General features: G+C 32.7%; 14 protein-coding genes. All 14 read left to right on the forward strand.

The features are described from left to right. Positions 1-4,128, forward strand: a 4,128-nt coding sequence (locus HNQ98_RS02760) for a glycoside hydrolase family 70 protein (RefSeq protein ID WP_184284926.1), incomplete at its 5' end; no start/stop codon positions are given. A gap of 566 nt (positions 4,129-4,694) precedes the next feature. Next, on the forward strand, positions 4,695-5,288 hold the full coding sequence (locus HNQ98_RS02765) for a sugar transferase (protein WP_184284927.1): 594 nt from the start codon (positions 4,695-4,697) through the stop codon (positions 5,286-5,288). Positions 5,289-5,341: 53 nt separating this feature from the next. Further along, entirely contained in the window at positions 5,342-6,457 is a 1,116-nt protein-coding gene (locus HNQ98_RS02770) for a glycosyltransferase (protein WP_311770124.1), read from the forward strand. Further along, positions 6,426-7,385: a stealth family protein gene (locus HNQ98_RS02775; protein ID WP_184284928.1), complete on the forward strand. Its 960-nt coding sequence runs from the start codon at positions 6,426-6,428 to the stop codon at positions 7,383-7,385. The genes HNQ98_RS02770 and HNQ98_RS02775 overlap by 32 nt, the downstream gene beginning before the upstream one ends. Positions 7,386-7,389: 4 nt before the next feature. After that, on the forward strand, positions 7,390-8,886 hold the full coding sequence (locus HNQ98_RS02780; RefSeq protein ID WP_184284929.1) for an ABC transporter ATP-binding protein: 1,497 nt from the start codon (positions 7,390-7,392) through the stop codon (positions 8,884-8,886). Beyond that, entirely contained in the window at positions 8,883-9,698 is an 816-nt protein-coding gene (locus tag HNQ98_RS02785; RefSeq protein WP_184284930.1) for an ABC transporter permease, read from the forward strand. Before HNQ98_RS02780 ends, HNQ98_RS02785 begins: the two co-directional genes overlap by 4 nt. Positions 9,699-9,721: 23 nt before the next feature. Next, positions 9,722-12,223, forward strand: coding sequence for a glycosyltransferase (locus tag HNQ98_RS09340; protein ID WP_184284931.1), 2,502 nt, complete (start codon positions 9,722-9,724; stop codon positions 12,221-12,223). After that, a complete protein-coding gene (locus tag HNQ98_RS02795) occupies positions 12,220-14,955 on the forward strand; it encodes a CDP-glycerol glycerophosphotransferase family protein (RefSeq protein WP_184284932.1) in 2,736 nt (911 codons plus the stop codon). The genes HNQ98_RS09340 and HNQ98_RS02795 overlap by 4 nt, the downstream gene beginning before the upstream one ends. Positions 14,956-14,986: 31 nt before the next feature. After that, positions 14,987-15,877: a hypothetical protein gene (locus tag HNQ98_RS02800; RefSeq protein ID WP_184284933.1), complete on the forward strand. Its 891-nt coding sequence runs from the start codon at positions 14,987-14,989 to the stop codon at positions 15,875-15,877. 90 nt (positions 15,878-15,967) lie between these two features. Next, the gene (locus tag HNQ98_RS02805) at positions 15,968-17,815 is read left to right on the forward strand and encodes a DUF6270 domain-containing protein (RefSeq protein ID WP_184284934.1); all 1,848 of its coding nucleotides are present in this window, start codon (positions 15,968-15,970) and stop codon (positions 17,813-17,815) included. 28 nt (positions 17,816-17,843) lie between these two features. Next, positions 17,844-18,230 carry a hypothetical protein gene (locus HNQ98_RS02810; RefSeq protein ID WP_019041637.1) on the forward strand — a complete coding sequence of 129 codons (387 nt, stop codon included), beginning with the start codon at positions 17,844-17,846 and terminating at the stop codon, positions 18,228-18,230. Between the two features lie 142 nt (positions 18,231-18,372). Further along, positions 18,373-19,518 (forward strand): SGNH/GDSL hydrolase family protein, encoded by a 1,146-nt coding sequence (locus HNQ98_RS02815; protein ID WP_376698389.1) that lies wholly within the window; start codon positions 18,373-18,375, stop codon positions 19,516-19,518. 201 nt (positions 19,519-19,719) lie between these two features. Further along, positions 19,720-20,148, forward strand: coding sequence for a glycerol-3-phosphate cytidylyltransferase (gene tagD, locus HNQ98_RS02820; protein ID WP_014974067.1), 429 nt, complete (start codon positions 19,720-19,722; stop codon positions 20,146-20,148). A gap of 157 nt (positions 20,149-20,305) precedes the next feature. Next, positions 20,306-23,941 carry a CDP-glycerol glycerophosphotransferase family protein gene (locus HNQ98_RS02825; protein WP_184284935.1) on the forward strand — a complete coding sequence of 1,212 codons (3,636 nt, stop codon included), beginning with the start codon at positions 20,306-20,308 and terminating at the stop codon, positions 23,939-23,941. Positions 23,942-23,944 lie beyond the last annotated feature (3 nt).

Below are 23,944 nucleotides of genomic sequence, written 5' to 3' on the forward strand. Positions count from 1 at the left end.
ACAGTTGAAGCACCAGTAAAAGATACTACAACAGTACCAGCAACAGACAAAACAGTTGAAGCACCAGTAAAAGATACTACAACAGTACCAGCAACAGACAAAACAGTTGAAGCACCAGTAAAAGATACTACAACAGTACCAGCAACAGATAAAACAGTTGAAGCACCAGTAAAAGATACTACAATAGTACCAGCAACAGACAAAACAGTTGAAGCACCAGTAAAAGATACTACAACAGTACCAACAGCAACTAAAGCAGTTGACATGCAAGCAACAGCGACAGTTTACAAAACAACTGATACCATAACAACAGACAAAACAGTTGAAGCAACTTCAGAAACAGCAACAACGAATAAAAGTGATGCGCAAAAACTGAATCAAGTAGAAAGCATATCACCAAGTATCAAACAAATTGATGGAAAAACCTATTTTGTAGGTAATGATGGTCAAATTAAGAAGAATTTCACCGCTGTCATTGATGGCCAAGTACTTTATTTTGATAAGGCAACTGGTGAATTGATATCGAATGATCATCAATATGTTGAAGGTCTTACGAATATAGATAATAAGCATAACGCTGCATATTCATTATCATCTGATAGCTTCACAAATGTTGATGGTTACCTGACAGCTAGTAGTTGGTATCGACCTAAAGATATTCTAAAGTCAGGTACCACATGGACACCGTCAACAGTAACTGATTTTCGACCATTGTTAATGTCATGGTGGCCTGACAAAGATACACAAATTGCTTACCTCAAATATATGCAGTCACTTGGACTGCTAGAAGATGATGTGGTCATTTCAAATAATACGCCAACAAGTAATCTAACTAATAATGCGATGTCAGTCCAAAAAAATATTGAACAGAGAATTAGTTCGTCTGGTAATACTGATTGGCTAAAAACAGATATCAGTCAATGGATTAAGACACAACCAAACTGGAATATTACAAGTGAATCTAAATCAAATGATCATCTACAAGGGGGAGCGTTGTTATATGTTAACAGTGACAAAACACCAGATGCAAATTCAGGTGACCGATTATTAAATCGCACACCGATTAATCAAAAAGGTCAAATTACGGATTCTGGACAACAGGGTGGTTATGAGATGTTGTTAGCTAACGATGTGGATAATTCAAATCCAGTTGTGCAAGCTGAACAATTAAATTGGTTGTACTACATGATGAACATTGGAACTATCACACAAAATGATCCAAGTGCTAATTTTGATGGTTACCGAGTTGATGCTGTTGATAACGTGGATGCTGACTTATTACAAATTGCTAGCGATTACTTCAAAGCAGCTTATAAAATAGATCAAAGTGATAGTCAAGCTAATGCGCATCTCTCAATTTTAGAGGATTGGGAATCCAAAGATGCCGCTTATATCAAAGCGCATGGTAATAATCAATTGACAATGGACTTTCCAATACATCTTGGCTTGAAATATGCGTTAAATGTGCCAGTCAGCCAACGTAGTGGTTTAGAACAAACAATTACGAATAGCCTGGTGGATCGCACAGAAGATGCAACCGAAAATACGGCTCAACCAAATTACTCGTTTATCCGTGCACATGATAGTGAAGTACAAACAGTTATTGCACAAATTGTCAAAGATAAAATCAATCCGAATTCAGATGGTTTAACTGTTACACCTGATGAAATCGAAAAAGCTTTTGCAATATATAATGCAGATGAATTGAAAGCAGATAAAGAATATACTGCTTTCAATATACCTTCTTCTTATGCATTACTATTAACTAATAAGGATACAATTCCTCGTGTGTATTATGGTGATTTATATACTGATGATGGGCAATATATGGCTAAAAAATCACCATATTATGATGCCATTATTTCATTATTGCAGTCTCGTGTAAAATATGTCTCTGGTGGTCAAAGTATGGGCATGTCTTATCTACATGATAATCAAGGTGTACTTACTTCGGTCCGTTATGGAACCGGTTCTATGAAATCAACAGATGCTGGGAATGATAAGACACGTACAGAAGGTATTGGTCTGGTTATTAGTAACAAGACTGATTTGAATCTAAATAACGATGAAAAAATTGTGTTGAATATGGGTGCTGCGCACAAAAATCAAGATTATCGCGCCTTGATGTTAAGTACTAAAAATGGATTGAAAATGTATACTGATGATGCTGGGGCACCAATTGTTCGCACAAATGATTTGGGACAATTGATTTTCAAATCAGATATGGTCTACGGTATCAATGATACGCAAGTTTCTGGTTATCTTGCTGCATGGGTACCTGTTGGTGCTAGCGATAATCAAGATGTGAGAACAGCAAGTAGTGCGGCTACTTCCACAGATGGTGCGACGTATCATTCTAATTCAGCGTTGGACTCTCAAGTCATCTATGAAGGATTTTCTAATTTTCAAGCCATGCCTACCAATACCGACGAGTATACTAACGTCAAAATAGTACAAAACGCGGCATTGTTTAAGAGCCTTGGTATCACAACTTTTGAATTAGCACCGCAATATCGTTCAAGTACAGACACAAGTTTCTTAGATTCAATTGTTCAAAATGGTTACGCTTTTAGCGATCGTTATGACATTGGTTACAATACACCCACGAAGTATGGTACAGTTGATCAATTAGTCAATACTTTGAGGGCCTTACATGCACAAGGAATTCAAGCCATTAACGATTGGGTACCTGACCAAATATATAATTTACCAGGGGAACAAATTGTGACAGCAGATCGTACAAATAGTTCTGGAAAAGATGATGCGGATTCCGTCATCAACCACACTTTATATGATTCATCAACAATCGGAGGTGGCCAATATCAAGCACAGTACGGTGGTGCATTCTTGGATCAATTGAAGGCAGACTACCCGACTTTGTTTGAAACAAAGCAAATTTCTACAGGTAAGCCAATGAATCCAAATGTTAAAATCACAGAGTGGTCAGCTAAGTACTTTAATGGATCCAATATTCAAGGTCGTGGTGCTTGGTATGTACTAAAAGATTGGGCAACGAATCAATATTTTAATGTGTCGAGTGATAACGATTTCTTACCCAAACAATTGTTAGGTGAAAAGACAAGCACTGGCTTTACAACTGATGATAATGGTAAAATATCATTTTATTCAACAAGTGGTTATCAAGCTAAGAATACCTTTATTCAAGATAATACAAATTGGTATTATTTCGACAACGATGGTTACATGGTTATGGGAGCGCAACAAATTAATGGTAAAAAGTATTACTTCTTACCTAATGGCGTTGAATTACAAGATGCTTACTTGTCTGATGGACAAAATCAGTATTATTACAACAAGACTGGTAAAGCAGTCTCAAATCAATACTATTTAGGACCTGATAATAATTGGCGTTATTTTTTTGCTGACGGGCACATGGCCCTAGGACTAACAATAATTACTGCAGATAATGGATCGACGTCTGAGCAATATTTTGATCAGAATGGCATTCAGGTTAAGGGAACTGAAATTAGAGATACTGCGGGCAATTTGCGATATTTCGATGGTCAGACAGGTGATCTATTGACTAATACCTGGCAGGAATTAGCAAATAAATCATGGATTTATTTGAATGATCAAGGAATTGCTGTGACTGGTCAACAAAACATCAACGGTCAAATTGTGTATTTCAATTATGATGGCATGCAAATTAAAAACGATTTCAAACGTTTGGATAATGGTGCATGGTTATACTTGAATGACCAAGGCGTTGCTGTGACAGGGGAACAGACAATTAATGGCAACCAAGTATACTTTAATCAGAATGGCGAACAAGTCAAAAATAACCAAGTTAAAAATAGTGATGGCACAATAAGCTATTATGCAGGTATTAATGGTGAAAAACTAACAAATGACTTTGGTGAATTACCAGATGGTTCTTGGTTATATTTGGATAATCAGGGTCATGCCGTAACAGGTGAACAAATAATTAATAATCAAGTACTTTACTTCAATGATAAAGGTATACAATTGAAGGGCGGTACGCATATTGATGAGGCAGGTCATATGCACTATTATGATGCTGATTCTGGCGAGAGAGTTTCGAACCAATTGGTACAAATTAATGGGCAAAAAGTTTACTTCGATAATGCAGGCAATGCTGTATATTGATCTGTTAGCAAGTGAATCATATGAGCATATAATAGGATTGAGAAGCACAAATATGTGCTTCTTTTTTGTAAGATTGATTTAATGGTTAAGTGGTTAGAAAATCGCTTTACTAATAATAAAAGGCATTAAAATTAGATTAGATGTTAAAAATTGATGTTGATGGATAAAGATAGTCTCTTGGAATTGTCTTGATGAGTGGTAACCATGAAAAAATTACTGGATGGCGACTAAAAGATCATTACGAAGAACATGGCAACGCATCCTTGATTTGTTTTTATAATTTGATGGAAGTTCTGTAGTTTATGATGTGTTTGTTAATCATTATAAAAGTGCGTATATTCACAATTTGACTCTGTAATAATTAATAAAAATATTAAATAATTATTTCTATTTAAAAGAAATATTAATGTAATGGAAAAGGCTTGTAATAAATGATAAGATTATAATAACTTTATATAGGAAGTACTTGCTGTTAATGACATAAAACATCTAGGGATAATGCTTGATTGATTTTGAATATATCATGAAGACATTACTTGTTTAGAGAGACAGTAAATGGGAAGAGAATGTATAAAGAACATATAAAAAAGTTGTTTGATTTTATGGGGGCGATAATTGCACTTATTGTGTTATCGCCACTTCTTTTTGTTGTCTATATAACACTGTATATTACAACAAAAGATAGTGTTATTTACCATCAACAGCGTGTGGGCCAGCATGGTGTTATTTTTGAAATTTATAAATTCAGAACACTACCTAAAGATACTCCAATTTTAGTTGGTGAGCAGCGTGTAAAAATTAGAAATCGCGTTTCGCGTTTTGCCCGATTTTTAAGAACAACGTCAATTGATGAATTACCGCAGTTGATTAATATCTTGAAGGGTGACATGAGTTTAATTGGTCCACGACCGGTTGTACCGCAAGAAACAGAATTAGTGCAATTAAGGCAAGCATCTGGGGCACTTAATGTGAAGCCAGGGCTCACCGGGCTTGCTCAAGTCAATGGACGTAAACAATTGAAGAATCTTCAAAAAGCTGATTATGATGCAATATATGCTAATCATGTGACATTACTGGGAGATATTACGATTATTTTACGTACGTTACCAATTATTATTGAAAGAGATGGTATAAGACGATTTTTCGAAAAAAAGCATTAATAATAACATCGACATCATCGTTTTTAGCGCAATTCAATCATCGTAATATCGAAATTTTGCAAAATATGGGCTATGAAGTTCATGTAGCCGCAAATTTTACACACTATGGGACGCTTTCTGGTTCGAGTAATCAAAAGTTCATTGACTGGCTATATAAAAAGCAAATAGTAGTACATGATATTAGCTTGAGACGTGGCTTTGGTAACTTATTAGATAATATCAATGCTGTGTGGGATATTAATCAATTAATGAAACAAGAGCATTTTACCTTTATTCATGTGCACACACCCATCGCCTCAGTGTTAGGTAGAATTCTAGCTTTCAAAAACAAAGTGCCTGTGATATATACTGCTCACGGATTTCATTTCTCAAAAACAAGTGCAAAAATTAATTGGCTTATTTTTCCAATTGAATGGTGCTTATCTTTTATCACAAAACAATTGATTGTTATTAATAAAGAAGATTATGCTTTAGCTGTACGGCACTTACATACAAAATATATTGATTATCAGGCAGGGGTTGGCATAAATTATAAATTACTACAAGATTCAACGCTGACTGAACATATTAAAGCTAAAAATGATATCATCAGAAAATTCAACCTACCTGAACATGTACGTATCATTGTCTCAGTTGGTGAACTGTCTGCACGAAAAAATCACCGCATTGTCTTAGAGGCTTTGCAGAAATTAGGCAGAACCGATGTCCACTATATTATTGCTGGCAAGGGACGTTTGTTAGGATATTTGCAGGAACTGTCGGTAGAACTTAATATTGCGGATCAAATTCACTTTTTGAATTATACAACGGCCATTCGAAATATCAATCTGGCTGCTGATGTCGCGGTACTGCCTTCACTACGTGAAGGTTTGTCACGAGCTGGGTTAGAATCAATTCGTGATGGTGCCTATCTATTAGGTGCTGACATTCGTGGCATTAAAGATTACATTTTAAATGATGAGATTGGACAAACCTTTAATCCGCGTGATAGCGAAGTATTAGCAAGATTACTATCGCAAACGGTTGATAACAAACGTGTCCAGCTCGGTCAACAAAGTATTAATCAACTGATGATTTTTGATCGAAAAAATATTGATCAACAAATGTATGCAGTTTATCAAAAGATAGGGATGGAAAATGCCGATAGATTTCGTGATACTTTGGGTTGATGGTAATGATCCAAAATGGCAAGTTAAAAAGAACCAGTACCGCTCAGATGATGATAACTTGAATAGTGTCGAAAGATACCGTGATTATGGCATGTTGAAATATTGGTTTCGAATGGTTGAGGTAAATGCACCATGGGTTAATAAAATTCATCTCGTCACTGATCATCAAGTACCGACATGGCTTGACACCAATCATCCAAAAATACATATTGTCAATCATGAAGATTTTATGCCTCTTGACGCACTACCCACATTTAACTCAAACGCAATACAGATGTATATTCATAAAATTGAAGGTTTAGCAGAAAACTTTGTACTATTTGATGATGATATGTTTATTGTGAAACCAATAGTTGAAACTGATTTTTTTGATAAAAGTGGTGTGCCAAAAGACATTTTTGGGTTCAATATTATTAATCCTGTTGATGATTTTGCACATGTTTTTATCAATAATTTAAGTATTATTAATGCCGAATACAATAAGAAAGATATTATTAAAAAACAATTTTTTAAGGTGTTCAATTGGCGCTATGGTATGATAAATCTAGTTAATTTATATTTGTTACCTTTGCCGACCTTTACACGTTTTTTTGATACCCATATTCCTTATGCTTATCAAAAAGCTCAATATATTCAAGTGATGGAAAAACATGCTGTTCGTCAGCAGCAAACAGGACATCACAGATTTCGAGAGATAACAGACATTAGTCATTGGCTGGTAAGATATGATAGATTAGTTCGGGGAAACTTTGTGCCAATGCGTAAAAGCGTTGGGCAATTGCAATATTTAGGTGAACAATTGAAGAAGCACGTTAAATTGGTAACGATTTCTGATCGGCAAATGAGTCAAAAACAATTTGATCAAGAGACTCATCAATTAAAACAAGCTTTTGAGAAGGTATATAAAAAATCTAGTTTTGAGAAATGAAATTATGAGTACAGAAAACATAAAAATTAGTGTCAAAAATATAACTAAACGTTTTGAATTAATGAAAACGCGTTCTGAAAAAATATTAAATATTTTAAGCTTCTCTAGTAAAAAAGATAGAAATTTTTGGGCCCTAAAAGGCGTTTCTTTTGATGTCTTTGCTGGAGAAGCTATTGGTGTTGTTGGTTTAAATGGTTCTGGAAAATCAACCCTATTAAACATTGTGAGTGAGATCTACCCACCAACTACTGGGGAATTGACCATTAATGGTGATACATCAATTATTAGTATTGGTGCAGGGTTGAAGCCAGCACTAACTGGACGTGACAATATTCAATTGAAATTACTTATGTCTGGGCTAACAAAAAAAGAAATTAAAACTGTTTCACCAGACATTATCGCCTTTTCTGAATTAGGTGATTTCATTGATCAACCAGTAAAAAATTATTCATCAGGTATGAAAGCCAAGTTAGGGTTTTCAATTATGGCGCACACTAACCCTGATATTATGATTATTGATGAGGCGCTTTCAGTTGGTGATTCTACTTTTGCCAGTAAAAGTTTCGACAAAATTCGTGAGTTTAAAGCACAAGGAAAAACAATTTTCTTTGTGAGTCACTCAGCAGGTCAAGTTAAGCAAATTGCTGATCGTGTCATTTGGATGCATTTTGGTGAAATGCGCGAGATGGGGGAAACCACTGAAGTGATGCCACATTATGAACAGTGGCAAAAAGACTTTAATAAGAAAAGTAAACCAGAGCGTGAACAGTATATCTCTGATATGAAGCACGAGCAGCGTACTTTTTCGGCTGTCGATATTGCAGTGCAACAATTGGCGCTAGATATTCCAGAAAGTAGTGCTTCTAGAGTTGATCGAGAGAAGCGTAAAACATTAGAAACGCAAAAAGACAAATTAGTCAAACAAGCGACAAAGCAAACGCAGAAGCAAATTCAAAATACTAAGTTTGGTTTCATTAATTGGGTTGTGGTTATTTTACTTGTTAACTTAATAGCGTTTACTAGTAAGACAGCATTAGCCGACTCGCAAACGAAACGCGATGAAACGGCTAAAAAAGTAGAGCAAAGTAAGCGTAGTAGTCAAAAAAAGCAGCCGCAAAAGAAAGCATCCAAAGTCAAGAAAAGTACTTCAAAAGTTAGTACTTCGGCAACGTCATCTGTTGCTGTAGACAGCACACCTGTTAATGAGCCGGCTATAGCTGATAGTGACGGTAATGGCATTCCAGATGATCAAGAAACAGATACAACGGTCAATGACGGTGCTGCTGAAAGTGTCGCACCTGATATAACATATTCTGCACCAGCAGATGTGGTACCGAGTCAACCAGCTGTCCAGCAACCTATACTACCATCAAGCTCAAGCTCCGCTAATACTGGGGAGGCAGCAAAGAGTTCAAATAGTGCGACGGAAGCCACAACTAGTAGTGAATCATCTGCTGAATCTGGTACTGCATCAACTAGTCAAAACGGGGGAACACAATGATTAATGCGTTTAAAATTATTTGGGAGCAAATCATATATTTTCCATTAATCATCAGAATGGTTAAATACGGTGACCAAAGTACGTATCAAAATTTCTTTTTAGGACAAGCATGGAAAATTTTTAATCCGATATTGCAGGTTAGTGTTTATTTTGTTATTTTTGGATTTGGTTTAGGGCAAAGTCGTACAGTTCACAGTAACCCAGCTGAATACTTGTCTTGGATGCTTTTAGGAATGGCTATCTGGCGTTTTATGAATGAAGCCATTATGGGTGGTTCACAATCAATTAAACATCAAATCGGTATGGTGTCTAAAATGAAATTTCCACTTTCAATATTACCAGCTATATCAATTGCTTCAGCAATATGGACATTTTTGGCGTTGTTTATATTAGGAACAGCGACTATGTTATCAGGAGGGATTGGTGTTTCTCAGGAATGGCCGTGGGCAATCTATTACTTGTTTGCTACCATAGCATTTAGTTACAGTTTCTCTCTATTTAATTCTACAATTGTTATTTTAATTCCAGATTATATCAGTATTTTAAGAGTTGTGATGATGATGACAATGTGGATTGGTGGTGTCATTATTAAAATTGGTACATTTAATAATGTTATTGGTGATATCTTAAGGTTATTACCATTTAATTATGTTGTGGATGGTATTAGAGATGCATGGCTTCGTTCAGATACTCAGTTTGAAGCAACGTTTCTACCAGCAACTTTGATTTTTTGGTCCTTGACGATTATTTTTTTGTTAGTAGGTAGTTTTTTACACAATAAATTCAAGAAAAGTTTTATTGAGTATTTATAATTTAGAGTTGGAGAGAATATAAAGTGTTAAAGTTAAAAAAACCTCAGAGAAACACAAGTGTTGCAGTTTTTAATAGCATTTTTATTGGCGATAATGTCTTACTCACGATAAATCAAAAAATTGATAGATTTATTATAGAAGTTAAGTCAGATACAATCAATATACCTTTTAGTCTAGTTGATAATCGTTATAATTTAGATTTTTCAGATGTTATTGATAGTATTAAAAGACAAGGTAAACATAAAATTTATGCTCTAATTAATGATAAAAAAGCAGCAATCAGTTATCATAAGGGCACCACGATTGATAGACAAAAAAGATATACACCTCTATTATCTAGTGAAGTTGGCTACAAGTCAGCATTTTTTTATAATGATGTGGGAGAATTTAGATTAGCTAAATTTAGTAGTGAAAACTGGTTTGCTGTTGAAGCTGATGATCTGTCAGATATTGAAATTTTGAATGTTTCATTTGATAAGTTTGTTGACGAAAAATATCTTCACTTGAAAGGTGAGTTAGAATATCTCAAGAATATTAAAAGCCTTTATTTGATATCAAATAAGGAGAAAATCTTTCTGAATTTCGGTATTAAAAGTAGCAGTTTAATTATTGATATGTCGAAATTAACCAATATACTAAAGCATGGCTTGGACACGATAATTTATCGCTTAGTGAGCTTATCTATAATCGAGGGAAAAGAAAAAGTTCAGTCGGTTTATATGTCCAGAGAAAAAATGAACTTGCTTGAACAATCAGAACAAAAAGCTACCAATATTTTTAAAGGACAATTATATATCGATCGGTTAGTTTTTTTTAAGATAACCAGAATGCTAAATAAAGACTTAGAGATTCAAGATAAAGTTCAGATAAAAAATAATGAACTTTATATTCCTTTACATGAACCAGACTTATCCAAGATTACACAGGTTATGCTTAGAATCCAAAAAAATAATAAAGATCTGCCAATACAATTTAGAGTAGAAAATGGTAATCTTGTTATTCAGGAATCTCAATTTGCCCCTTTAAATCACGGTTATATTATAGAATTAATTGTTATAGATAATGAGGATAGCGAATATCATTTAGTAGACGAATCACAAAAAAAATTAGCTAATATTTATAGACATTTTGTCTTAGATGCGCATAAAAATTTAAAAACATATGCATATTTTAGTATAAATGGTCGTCTAAACTTCTATCAAACATTTGTACCAATTGAAATACTTAAGGCTGAGAACACTTTAACCATTGATGCACGATTAGAAAATGAAGCTATTAAATTCGCAAGTGATCAACGATATGATGCTATTGTTAAAACAAGTTATAAAACCTTTGAACCAATTGTTATTTCTGAAGAAAATGGCAGTTCGATTATTGATTTGAACCAGATTAATATTGAAAAAGGAAAAATATACGAAATCCTTCTGAAACCAGAAGGTAATTTTGATTTTTCATATGTCAAAAGTTTAAAAACGCTATCCAACGATAGTTCATTAGTTAGTTTTAATGATACGTCATTGACATTCACATCAACATTTGAACTCAAGTTAAGTGTCATTGTGACATTTTATAATACTGAAAAATATTTGAATAAACTTTTTTCATCACTATATAAACAGGGATTACATATTTCTGAATTTGAGGTTTTAGCTATTAATGACAGCTCATCTGATAATTCTTTGAAAATCGCAGAGAAATTTGCCAAGAAATACAGTAACTTCAAAATTATTACACATCAAATAAATAAAGGATTGGGAGAGGCTCGAAATACTGGGATTGATGCTGCTAGAGGTAAATATATGGCTTTTGTTGATGGAGATGACTTCATTGCTGAAGGTGCGTATAAAAAAATGTTAAAAATTATTGAATGTACTAAGTCACAAGTTATTACTGGTGGAGTTAAGCGATGGCGTAATAATAGACCAGAAATATCTTGGATGTATCGTAAGATTTTTATAAAAAACATTAAAAAAACTACATTATATAATAATCCAGAGCTAGTATATGATTTATCAGCATGGAATAAAATATATAATAGAAAGTGGTTTGTAAGGGAAGGCTTTAGATATCCAACCATGCTTTATGAAGATGTTCCAGTAACATTGCCAGTGTTTCAAAAAGCACAAAGTATCGATATATTTGCTGAAACAATGTATTATTGGTTTATTCGAGATCAAGTAGGGGATAAGTCAATCACTAACAAACGTACTGAATTATCAAATTTTGTAGATAGAATGAGGGCTATTCGTGCAGGTGTATCAGCATTATCGCAAAATCCTTTGGCGTTGGGTGAATATGAAAATAAAGTACTAAAGTTAGATATTCCTATTTATCTCCGCCATTTTAGAGAAGTCGATGATGTTTATTTGAGTGTGTTAACTGATGAAATATCGTGGATATTATCGAACTTTAGTAGAGAGGCGTTATCAGAACTTTCTAATCGAGAAATGGCGAGATTGAGATGTGTTGGAAGTGGTGATTTTGAACAACTCTTAACATATTATGAGGAGGAGGAATTAGCATGAACTTAGAGAGCCAGATTTCTGGAAATTTAACAGTTTCTGATATTACAAAGCGAAATAATAATTGGTCATTAAAAATCAAAAACAATTTAAAGTTAGATGGGAATATATTTGATTTAAATACGATTGAAAACTTCACTTTGAGACTTTTGGGGCAGGATGCAATTAACGATGGTGAAATTGACTACGAAGAAGACCATTTATTACTAGATATCGATTTAACAAAGATTGCGTCACAGAATATTAAAAATGATATTATTCCGGTGATTGGGGAAATTGTAACCAGTCAAGGAATCTTCACTGTTGAAGTATTAGCATGGAATGGTACTGTCATTCGTGAAGTACTTGAAGAAAATAGTATTCAGCGATATGGTATTGGTAGAACTGAGAATAACCTTTTTATTGCGTGGGCGTATGATAAAACATTAATGATAGAAAATATAGATATTGTAGATTACCAAATGTTTGTATCATTAAATAAACCGGTCAATACGTTGATAACATTGGTTCAATCAGGTAGTGAGATAGAAATAAAACCATCAGCTAATCAGTTAGTGTTTGATCTTGAACCCATTGATTTTAACAAGACACAAACATTGACATTTAATAGTGAGTCTGTTCTGACTTTTAATCTTGAAAACAAGAATCAAATTTTCGATATTAAAGGGCGCGCAGTGACTTTTAATTATGATAGTTTGGGTAGACCACAAATTGATATAGATTACAGACCAATACTGATTTCAAATTTAGAAAAGATTGATAATGAACTGCTAATTGATTTTTCAGTACCTGCATCATTTATGCAGCTTGATGATGACATAGTTTCAGATGACTTGATAAATATAGTAATCAGTCAAAAAGAAGACAAATTTGGCATGATGTCAGTCAATAAAATCAGTCAAAATGAACATACTATAAATTATCATGCCCGAATATCTATGGATAACATGCCATTTGGTATTTACGATCTAAAAATGGTTATTTTAAATCATAAATACAGTATCATGCGATCAGGTGTTTTAAGATTAGGAAATATCAGGAATACATTTTCTGATATTTCCTTTGAGCATGATGTCAAAATTATTGAAGATAGTTTGAGAAAAAACCATCCTATACTTATTGAACATACGACGCAATTACCTCAAATAAATGATTGGCAAAAAAATATTAGACATACTGCTCAAAAGAGATGGGCACAAGATTATACACATTATAGAGAATCATTACCGGTAGTACAAAACACGATTTTATATGAATCTTTTTTTGGTGCTGGATTAGTAGACAATCCTTACGCTATTTTTAGATATATATTACAAAATGACGAACATAATAAATATACGCATATTATTATTGTTAATAATATAAATTCACAACATCTTGATCGATTTAGAGAACTCGAAAATGTAATATTTGTGAAGTACAACTCACCCGAGTATAAGCGCTGGTTAGCAGTGTCAGAATTTTTAATATTCAATACATCAACGGCGCACTATTTTGCTGCGCGTGACGAGCAAAAAGTTTGGCAAACGTGGCATGGTGTTCCCTTAAAAGCATTGGGACGTGACATGAAGCAGACTCGCGGGGCAAATCGTAATGTTATTAGAAGTTTTTCACAAGCTACACTGATGACAAATCCAAACATGTATACACAAGAGAGAGTTGTGGATACATTGGATATTGGTGATATTCACAAAGCACAAAAAATATTAGCAAGTTATCCAAGGTTGGAACGTGTTCAAAATGCAAAGAGCGAGAATTACCGTGAGAATGTTTTAGCAAATACCCTTAAAATTGATCCAACGAAAAAAATTGTGCTTTACGCGCCGACATGGCGTGGTGAAAATGGTAATTATAAAGATGTTGCGGCAGATTATTTAAAACAAATCGAAATTTTTAAGAAATATCTGCCGAATGATTACCAATTGTTATTAAAGCCGCATATTAACGCCATGAAATTTATTAAACGAGCACCAGTTGAAATTGTTCCCAGTGACTTAGAGGTTAATGAAGTGTTATCTGTGACTGATGTGCTCATTTCAGATTATTCAAGTATTATTTTTGATTTTTACTTTACAGGGCGTCCAACTATAAATTGGATGTATGATAAAGAAACATATGCTAAAAATGCAGGTTTTTATCCTGAAATATTCTCAGAATTAGTATGGGCAACAGACGATGAAAACCAATTAGCGTGGATGTTAAGCAATCTAAACGAATATCCTAAAGAAAACACGCCATTTATTGAATTTTATGAGGATGATTTGAAAAAAACTGTTAGTGCATTTTTAAATGATACAACAGAAATTGCTGAAGATATAAAAGCAACTGATTTATACATTATATATGCAGAAGATTTTAAAAAAGAACCGCAAAACATTATAAATCGTATTAAGCAACTTCAAAATGGTGACAAGGTTATTTCATTACTACATATTGGTAATTATAGTAAGCAAGACAATTGGATGTTTAATTTATTGCCAAATGATGTCCGTAACTTCTATCGTGTGGGTGAACCGGATATTACTATGGCAGAATATGTATCTGTGCAAAAAATGGTAAATGATTTTTTACTGAATGAATTTGATAATCAGAGACTCGTTGAATTCTTTTGTCGTGAATTAAAAAGAGAAGTTGGAGACATTTTTGTTAAGAAAATTCATGCTATGAATGCGGTTAAAGAAAATGATTACATAAGTAGAATCTTCTTAAATCTAACAGATAATCGAAAAAAGTAATAACACCTAATTAAGTGAGGAAAAGAGTCTTATGACTGATAATAAACTTCTAAACACAATTATTGGTATACGAGCTGTGCAGTATAACTCTGATATTGATTATATACATCAAATCGCAAAAAAAATATTTCCAGAATTCCCTATTTATATTATTGTGGATTGTACTAATGGTAAAGATCTTGATGAATTTCCAGATTATATGAATGTGATAGAAATGAATGATAATCTATTAGAATTAATGGGACTTTATTATAAAGAAAAAAAAATAGGTTGGGTGGCCGGAGATTATGCGTATTATGCATGTTTGAAGTATGGTTGGGATTATATGTGGCTTCTGGAACCTGACTTATTTATTGGACAAGATGCTTTTGAAATGCTAAATAGTGTACAAAATATGAATATAGACCTTATTGGAACTAACATTGGTATCCGTAGCACTAATTGGCCATGGACAAACAGATTACGAGCAACGACCAGTTTTCACACAGTATCAGGAGTTTTTTTTCCAATCACTAGAGTTTCCAGAAGATTAGCATTGGAATCTTTGAAAATACGCCAAGAAATATCAACCAAAATTAAAGATAGTGAATTACGTAGAGAAGTCCCCAATGATGAATCGGTGATAGCAACAACGTGTAATTGGAAAAGATACAGTAGTATTGATTTACGAGAAAAATATCCAAAACTTTTTACAAATTTTGGTTGGCGAAAGCGCTTTGATAAATCATTACTACAATCAGGTGTAGTACATCCGGCCCATGATACACCAATTTTTATTGAAAAAGTTATTAAAGAGATGAATTTAGTTTTTCAATCATCTCCTGTATATAGCAGTTTTATGCAAACTAGTTTAAAAAACAAAAATAATATATTATCTGCTGTATTCAACTTGAATACTAATAATAATTTATCCGATAAATAGATTAATAAAGATATATGTGTGTAATCAAATTATTCTATTTTGGAAGTATTTGATTAATTTTAATGATAGGGGGTAATTAAGGTAGATATTATGTTATTAAAGATAAGCAAAGAGAATAATACAAAGATATTGATTACTGGTGACGTTTTATCAGAAGATATTTATGTTACTCAAAAATTAACTGGGAAAAGGTTATATAATGAAGCACCTGAGTATTTGCCTATCAAGTTAATTAACCAAAAAAAGGGATATGTAACCATTCCTATTCGAGAAAGGAAATATGGAAATGTTTTTGAAATAAAAGGTATTTCTGATAATATTCAGATAGATTTTGATAAAAATTTGAATAAAGTTGGAAGTTTTCAATTTAAATTTAATCAAGAGATTATATTAGAGCGATTTAAAATGAAGCAAATTGCTTCAAATCGTTTTTATATTGAGGGCGGTTCTGGAGAAAAGTTAACTCTCTATGCTAGAAGGAGAATTTTTCCTAATAATGGCGATGAATATGCAGTTGAAGAATGTGAAATTCAAACAGAGGATCGTTATGTCCAGATATCTTTTATAGATCTTTCAGAAAGAATGTCGTTGACTGATAGAGATATTGTTGACTTCTTTATCAAGACACCATCTGGGAAATATATTAATATTTATACTGATAGTTTAGAGAATGAATGGAAAAGCGCAGGAAGTAATTTAAAATATATTCTATATAAAACAAAAATCAATACCTTTGCATTACGAGTGGCAACAAATGTTAGACGCTATATATCTGATGCATTTTTCGATATTGAAGATGATAGCATAGTAATCCAATTATCAAGCCCCGTTAGAGATTTAGATGTTCAAATTGAAAATGTGAGATTTGTAGAGTTTAACAAAAGTGGAACTCGAGAACAACATGGTAGTTCTCTTCAGTATCAAATGCATGAAAATACCATTAAATTAGACTTGAATCATTTCGTTGGTGAATTATCAAGAGGCCGTTGCAAATACAATGGGTATTTAACTTTTTATGAAAGTAATGCTGTTATTCGTAGTGTTCTAAAATTACCTCAAGTAGCATCTATTCATTCTTCAACAAAAAACATGACCCTAAAAGTTACACAAAATGATTTGGGCGAAGCAATCTTTAATTTCCTACTTGTAATTAATCCAGAACCAGTACGAATTGCTGTACTTGGATCTAGTCATACTAGGCCTATGTTCACGTCAAGCTCATATTATAATCCAGACTATAAAAGATATTTTTCTGTTGTTTATACCCAATTTCATAGCTCTATTAGATCGTTAGTGAGTAATCAACCAATAAATTTCGAAGAAAAAATGTATCCTAATCGACCGCAGACCTCATTGAAGTATGTTAGGACTGATTTGGAAAAAACTTTTTGGCAAGATTTAAAAAAAGAAAATGCAGATTATTTTTTGTTGGATATATATATTGATGTACAAATGGGAGTTTTTGAATTTGGAGATGGTAGAATTATTTCTTATAATTCTTATCAGGCGGAATCTGACTTTGTTGTGAATAATGCAAATCTGGGAGTTAAATTAAGTACAATTCAAAATGATTCAAAGTACTTTGAAAAGTTTTCAGCAGCGGTTAAAATTTTTAAGCAAAAAATATTATCGATCTTTAAAGAAGATCAGATTATAATACATTTGTTTGATATGAATTTTGAGTATAAAAGCAAGGGCGGATTAGTTAGTGAATATTCTCAAAAAAAGCACACTATTTCGAGACTGAATTATGATGCAACAAGACTTCAACAAGTTTTAACAGAATGTTTTTCTAGGGCAAGAATATTAGACACTCGAAATGGTCCGTGGATTGGTGATGAAAATATGCCTTTGGGAAATATGCCACATCATTATGAGAGCAAATACTATAAGAATATGTTTACCTTATTTTTGAAAGTAATTGCTGGCGAAAAATAAATTGGTTGTAAGGAAAGGAAGTATTATTTTGAAAAATATTATGTTGGCAATGTTTTATATTATCATAGGAATAGTGTTAAGCCTTGTTTTCTATTTTGTTGTAGATAATAAAGCTAATAAAAATCAGTTATTACAGAACGGAAAATATAAAGTTATTAATGAAAAATCTCAGACATGGTTTGGAAAGGAGGTTAGTGTAGAGAATAATACAATGACTTCGGATAAAAATGGAAAATGGCACATCATTGTAAATATGAACGATAAGGCTGAGCATGAAGGTAAGGTGGTATTTCAAAGATTTGGGAATGCCAAGACTAATGTATATAATGTTAAATACAACGATAAAAAATTATATTTTTATAATATTGTAGATGGAAAATCGACCGCCAAATCAATTGTATTACAAGAAAAGTAACTTACTATTTTTATATCTTTTGTGTTGAACACCTAAAATATTGGTACTTCATGAAGACAACCAGACAAAGTCAACATAATTTATTTTGAGGATAAAACACGCATTTTTTTAAAATCTATTTAATTGGAAAATCTCAGTCAAAATTGTTTCCTCAAATCTAAATGATTGGACAAATAAATGCGTTGTCGTCTTTGGTGACAGTATTATTGCCGGGCAAGAAAAAATTCGTGAACAAACACCATTTCGTGATATTGTTTACGCTAAATTAGCTGCCTATAAACTTAATACGAAAAAATTTGATAATTTTTCGGAAACAGGTACTGGTCAATTTAAAGGACAGCATAATTTAGACAAAGCAACGGGATGGATACATGATTTTAAGGGTGTTATTTCACATTATCAACAAGATATATCGTTAGCAAATATTGGTATAATTGCGTACGGGAATAATGACTGGAAACAATTATCTTCGAATGGTATGAGTCACTCAATCAAGGATGTAAAGATAGAATTGATTAAGAATATTCAATCAAGTACACCAATTAATCCAAAAATACAATTAATTGGTGTACTTGAGACTGTGGCTTTTCGTGAGGGAAGGTCGGCTTGGTATTTAAATGGGCCGAATGGTTTTTCCTATGAAGATATGGTTTCAACATACATGAGTGTTTATCAACAGTTGAATGTACAAATATTTGATTTACGTGATTATTATCTTGGTAATGGTTGTGATGAATATGTTGATGGCCGAGATCATTTCACTAAGAAAATGCATGAAAAAATTGCGTGGGCAATGTCTGATTTTGTACTGAATGGGTATAATCCTAGTTTATGTAAACGAGGAGAAAAAAACTATATTGTATCAACTGATTTATATAGTGACAATTTCACATCTGAGATTAATCTTCTCAAAGGAGGAGCAATTAGTCGCATTCAAAAATCAGGTAAACAGGTAATCGTTCTGATAGATAGCCCTAATAAGCAATTAGTTGCAGATGCGTTGCCTGATAACGTTGAGGTCATTAATTTATCAGATTTTTATCTGAAATATTATTCTCAGTATTTAGGCTATAAAGGTAAGAATGTAAGCATTTCTGATTTTCTTAGGATAGAAGATGTTGACGGACAAAAAATATACAAACTTTATACTATGAATGCACAGTGGGTTGAATTTACACACCGGTATTGGTTAATTAATTATTGGATTAGCCATATAGTATCAACAAATGATACTATTATGTCTATTACTAGTGATACTGATATTATTTTGAGTAAATATATTTTTTAAAAAAGGATATTTAATTTTATTGATCGCAGGGATGCTGATAAAGATTTTAAAAGAATAGAGAATGTTTTTAAAGATGGTCTTTATAAACGAGAACTATATAGTAATGATGAGCTAGTTATTGACAATCTTATTTCTGTAACAACTGACTCACCATTCTATAAATTACTCAGTGATAATTAAGCTTTTGAAAAGAGAGGAATTATGAAAAGAATAATAACGTACGGTACATTTGATATGCTTCATTATGGGCACATTAATTTATTAAAACGAGCTAAAGAAATGGGCGATTATTTGATTGTTGCCTTATCAACAGATGAATTCAACTGGGACTCTAAACAAAAGAAAACTTATTTTTCGTATGAAAAACGTAAACAATTACTTGAAGCAATTCGTTTTGTTGACTTGGTCATTCCCGAAGAATCTTGGGATCAAAAAACAAAAGATGTGAAATTATATCAAGCGGATAAATTCGTAATGGGTGATGATTGGCGTGGGCAATTTGATTTTATTCAAGAAGAAACAGATACAGAAGTTGTATATTTAGAACGAACACCCGAAATTTCAACGACACAAATTAAAAAAGATTTAAATGCTAAAAACTTGGCGACCAAGCACGAATCCAAAATTTGACAACATAATAATGACTGCATGGTTGTGAGGACAAGATGGTATCGTTTGTTACAGCTGTGGTCATTTTTTTGTATGTTAATTATTTTTATCTTTTTTGGCTACTAGGAACTTGTTGTAAAATTATTGTCGTAATTCTCAAATATTAAGGTGAATTTATATGAATAAACAAAGCTTAAAAAAAGTAGCGAAAATTGCGAGAAGGTCGTTACCACGCTATTATAGTGAAAATAAAAAAGCTAGGTTATATTATGTTAAACATTGGCAATCTGCAAAAATAAAAGAAAAGACTATTTTATATGAAGTTCGAGATGGTCAATCTATGACAGACTCGCCGCTAGCGCTATTTCTTTACATAGTAGCACAACCAGAATTTAAAGATTGGCAGCACGTGTGGGTTGTCAGATCAGAATCTGTTAAAAATGAGTTGCTAGTGAACATACCAGAAAAATTTCATGATCTAATAACGTACGTTGTTCGTGATAGTATGGATTATTCAAAATGGTTATTGGCGGCAAAATATCTGATAACCAACTCAACTTTCAATTTTTTTTGGCATAAGCGACCAGGACAAATATATATTAATACGTGGCATGGGACACCATTGAAATATATGGGATATGATATTCCTGGAAATAAAACATCTTTAAAAAACGTACAACGTAATTTATTGATGACGGATTTTTTGATTTCACCCAATAAACATACGACACATATATTTTTTGATAGATATAAATTAAATGGGCTATATGAAGGCCAGATTCTTGAATCGGGGTATCCTCGTAATGATGTATTACAAAAAAGAGATGCAACTATTAAAGACCAGCTAATTGAGGCAGGGTTAGTGCTGTTAAATAAACCTATTGTTCTATATACTCCAACTTGGAAGGGAACCTCAATTAATAACCCAGCTGGTAGTTTAGAGCAAATTTATTCGGAAGTGATGTATTTACAAAGTAATCATCCAGATTTACAGATATTATTGAAAGTTCACCCATACGCCTACCAACAAGCAAAATCATATGAAAAACTGCGTAAGGTGCTAATTCCAGATCAATTTGATCCAGGTCGTGTATTATCCATTACAGATATACTTATTACTGATTATTCTAGTATTTTTTTCGATTTTGAGATTACTGAACGACCAATCATTTTTTATACATGGGATAAAGAACAATATCAAAATTATCGTGGTATGTATTTTGAAGATGACGAATTACCAGGTCCAGTTCTAGATTCAATTAAAGATGTCAGTGACTATTTATCGCGTGTTAAAAATATAAAACAAACAAGTCAATATAGTGGCAGGAAACTGATGACTAGTCACGATGATGGACAAGTGACAAAACGAATTGTTAATCGTATTTTAAAAAAAATCAATGATGATAAAATTAGTGATATTACCACAGTAGAAAAGAAGAAAAAAATACTGATCTTTTCAGGTGGCATGGTAAATAATGGCATTTCGTCAAGTTTAATTAATTTGACGAAAAATATTGATTATGGAAAATACGATGTATCCATATTGACCTATGATAGTAATCAAACTGAAAAGGTTAACAATATTAACCGCCTTGATAACCATGTAAGATTGATTTATCGAATGGGTACACCAGCATTTACATTATTTGAGCAAGTATGTGATTTGATTATCACAAAATTTGGTATTAATTTTTGGACCAGCATATTTTATCCAAAGCGAGCCTACCAAAGAGAAGCACATCGTTTATTATCAGGATATCAATTTGATACAGCCATTGATTTTTCAGGTTATTCGTTCAATGGGGCCAAAATAATTGCAGAAGCGAACGCTAAAAATAAAATCATTTTTCAACATAATGATTTATGGTCAGATGCTCATAAAGTTGTTAATGGTATCAAACCAAACTTTGATTCACTTATGGCACTGTTTTCGCTTTACTTTAAATTTAATAAAATCATCAGTGTGTCAGAGCCTTTATCAGAAATAAACGCAAAAAAACTGAATAAATATATCAAAGATGAGCAAGTGAGTTACCTAGAAAACACTTTAAACTTGGAGTGCAAGAGTGACATTAAGCGGGCTGATGATCAGAATATTATTATTAGTGATATTGATCGCATAGCTCGTGTGAACAATAAAGCATTGGAAGCATATCAATCAATCAAAGATATAACAAATAATCATAGCGTAGTTTATCAAACGCATGGAACAGAATTCCGAGCTGTATCAAGAGTACAATATCTTAATTCCACATTTTTTAGAATCACAGAGGATGGATTGCCTAGTATGTGGTTAAATGCTGATAATGTTGAGATAGATACACAAGAATATATTTTATCTGAGGAAGATTGGCAGCAAGTTGGTTGGCTGAAAAAAAATGATCGATATATTCGGACAGCGCCATTTGGTATCAATGAAGATGTTAAAATTATCGGTCGAGGTTGGTTAATTGAATATACCTTTGTTAATGTTACAAAGAAGGTGAATACTACTGATGGACTATATTTAAGAATAAAATTACCCAAAATGAAACAGCAAGGTTATATTAAAGCAAGTAGTTTACAATTACTAGCCCAATCAAATATGACAGTTATTCAGAAAATTTGGAATAGATTATTTAATAAGCAAATTGAATTCTCATTTGTCCCAATTAATCAGGCAATTATTGTAACAGAAAATGCTACAACTTATGTTCAACCACAAGGACTAATGAAACGCTTTGATAAAATTAATAAAAAAGTCCGCATGTTACCAATGCAAATGGCTAATGCTAAAGCAACAACAAAATTAGGCGATTTTTATCGTATTGGTGAAAGTGACAATATGGTTTGGGTTGCTGATAAAGATGTGAGATTGTTCAATGCAAAGATTTCTTTTTCTGGCTATAGTACTACCATTAGTGAAATAAGTAATTCTGAAAATGGCAAGTTGGATATGTCGGAGACCAGTTACTTTACAACGGAGAATTTCGGAGAAGAAATAGAAAAAAGACAACTTATTGCACGATTTAAAAATTCAAGTGGTTCATGGCAATTTTTGTGTAATCAGGATCATACACTTCGAATTGTTCCTCAAGAACAAGAAAATCAAGTGACAAGAAAAGCTATGAATATGCTAGAAGACAGTAGCCTTACTGAGAAACAAATTCTAAAAAAACATTCAATTGTATATTCAAATATTGATCTTGTAGAGGTTAGCAAACCAAAAAAATATGGTTCGTTTATATCTCATCGGCAGCACAATGTACTCGAAACTATTGATGAAACAGAAGACTGGGTTAAGTTTAATAATATTGTTCAATCTCAGGCGTTTATATTTTCAACAATGGGTCGGTTTTCTCCTGAAAAAAACCAAATCATGTTGATTAAAGCTTTTTTGAAAATCATGACTGAAATCAGCACAAGTTCGTATCTTGTCTTTCTGGGTGAAGGTAAGATGAAAAAAGATGTTGAACAATTAGTTGAAATTTATGGCATCCGAGATAATGTTTTGTTTTTAGGTCAGGTAGAAAACGCTCAAAATATTATAAAACGTACAGATGCTTTTGTTTTACCGTCAGCGTTTGAAGGGCAGCCAATGGTATTACTTGAGGTAATGTCGATGAAAGTACCAATTATTGCATCAAATATTAAAGCAAACTTTGGCGTACTAGGTGATCAAAAATATGGTATGTTAATAAATGATTTCTCAGTAGATGGCCTAGCAGAATCTATGATGAATAGCATGCTATATCAATATATATTTGATGAGTTTGATCCAGAGTCGTATAATGAACAAGTTATGAAGCGATTTGATTCACTAATTGGAGAGTAATAT

Source organism: Leuconostoc carnosum (assembly GCF_014207505.1).
GTDB lineage: Bacteria > Bacillota > Bacilli > Lactobacillales > Lactobacillaceae > Leuconostoc > Leuconostoc carnosum.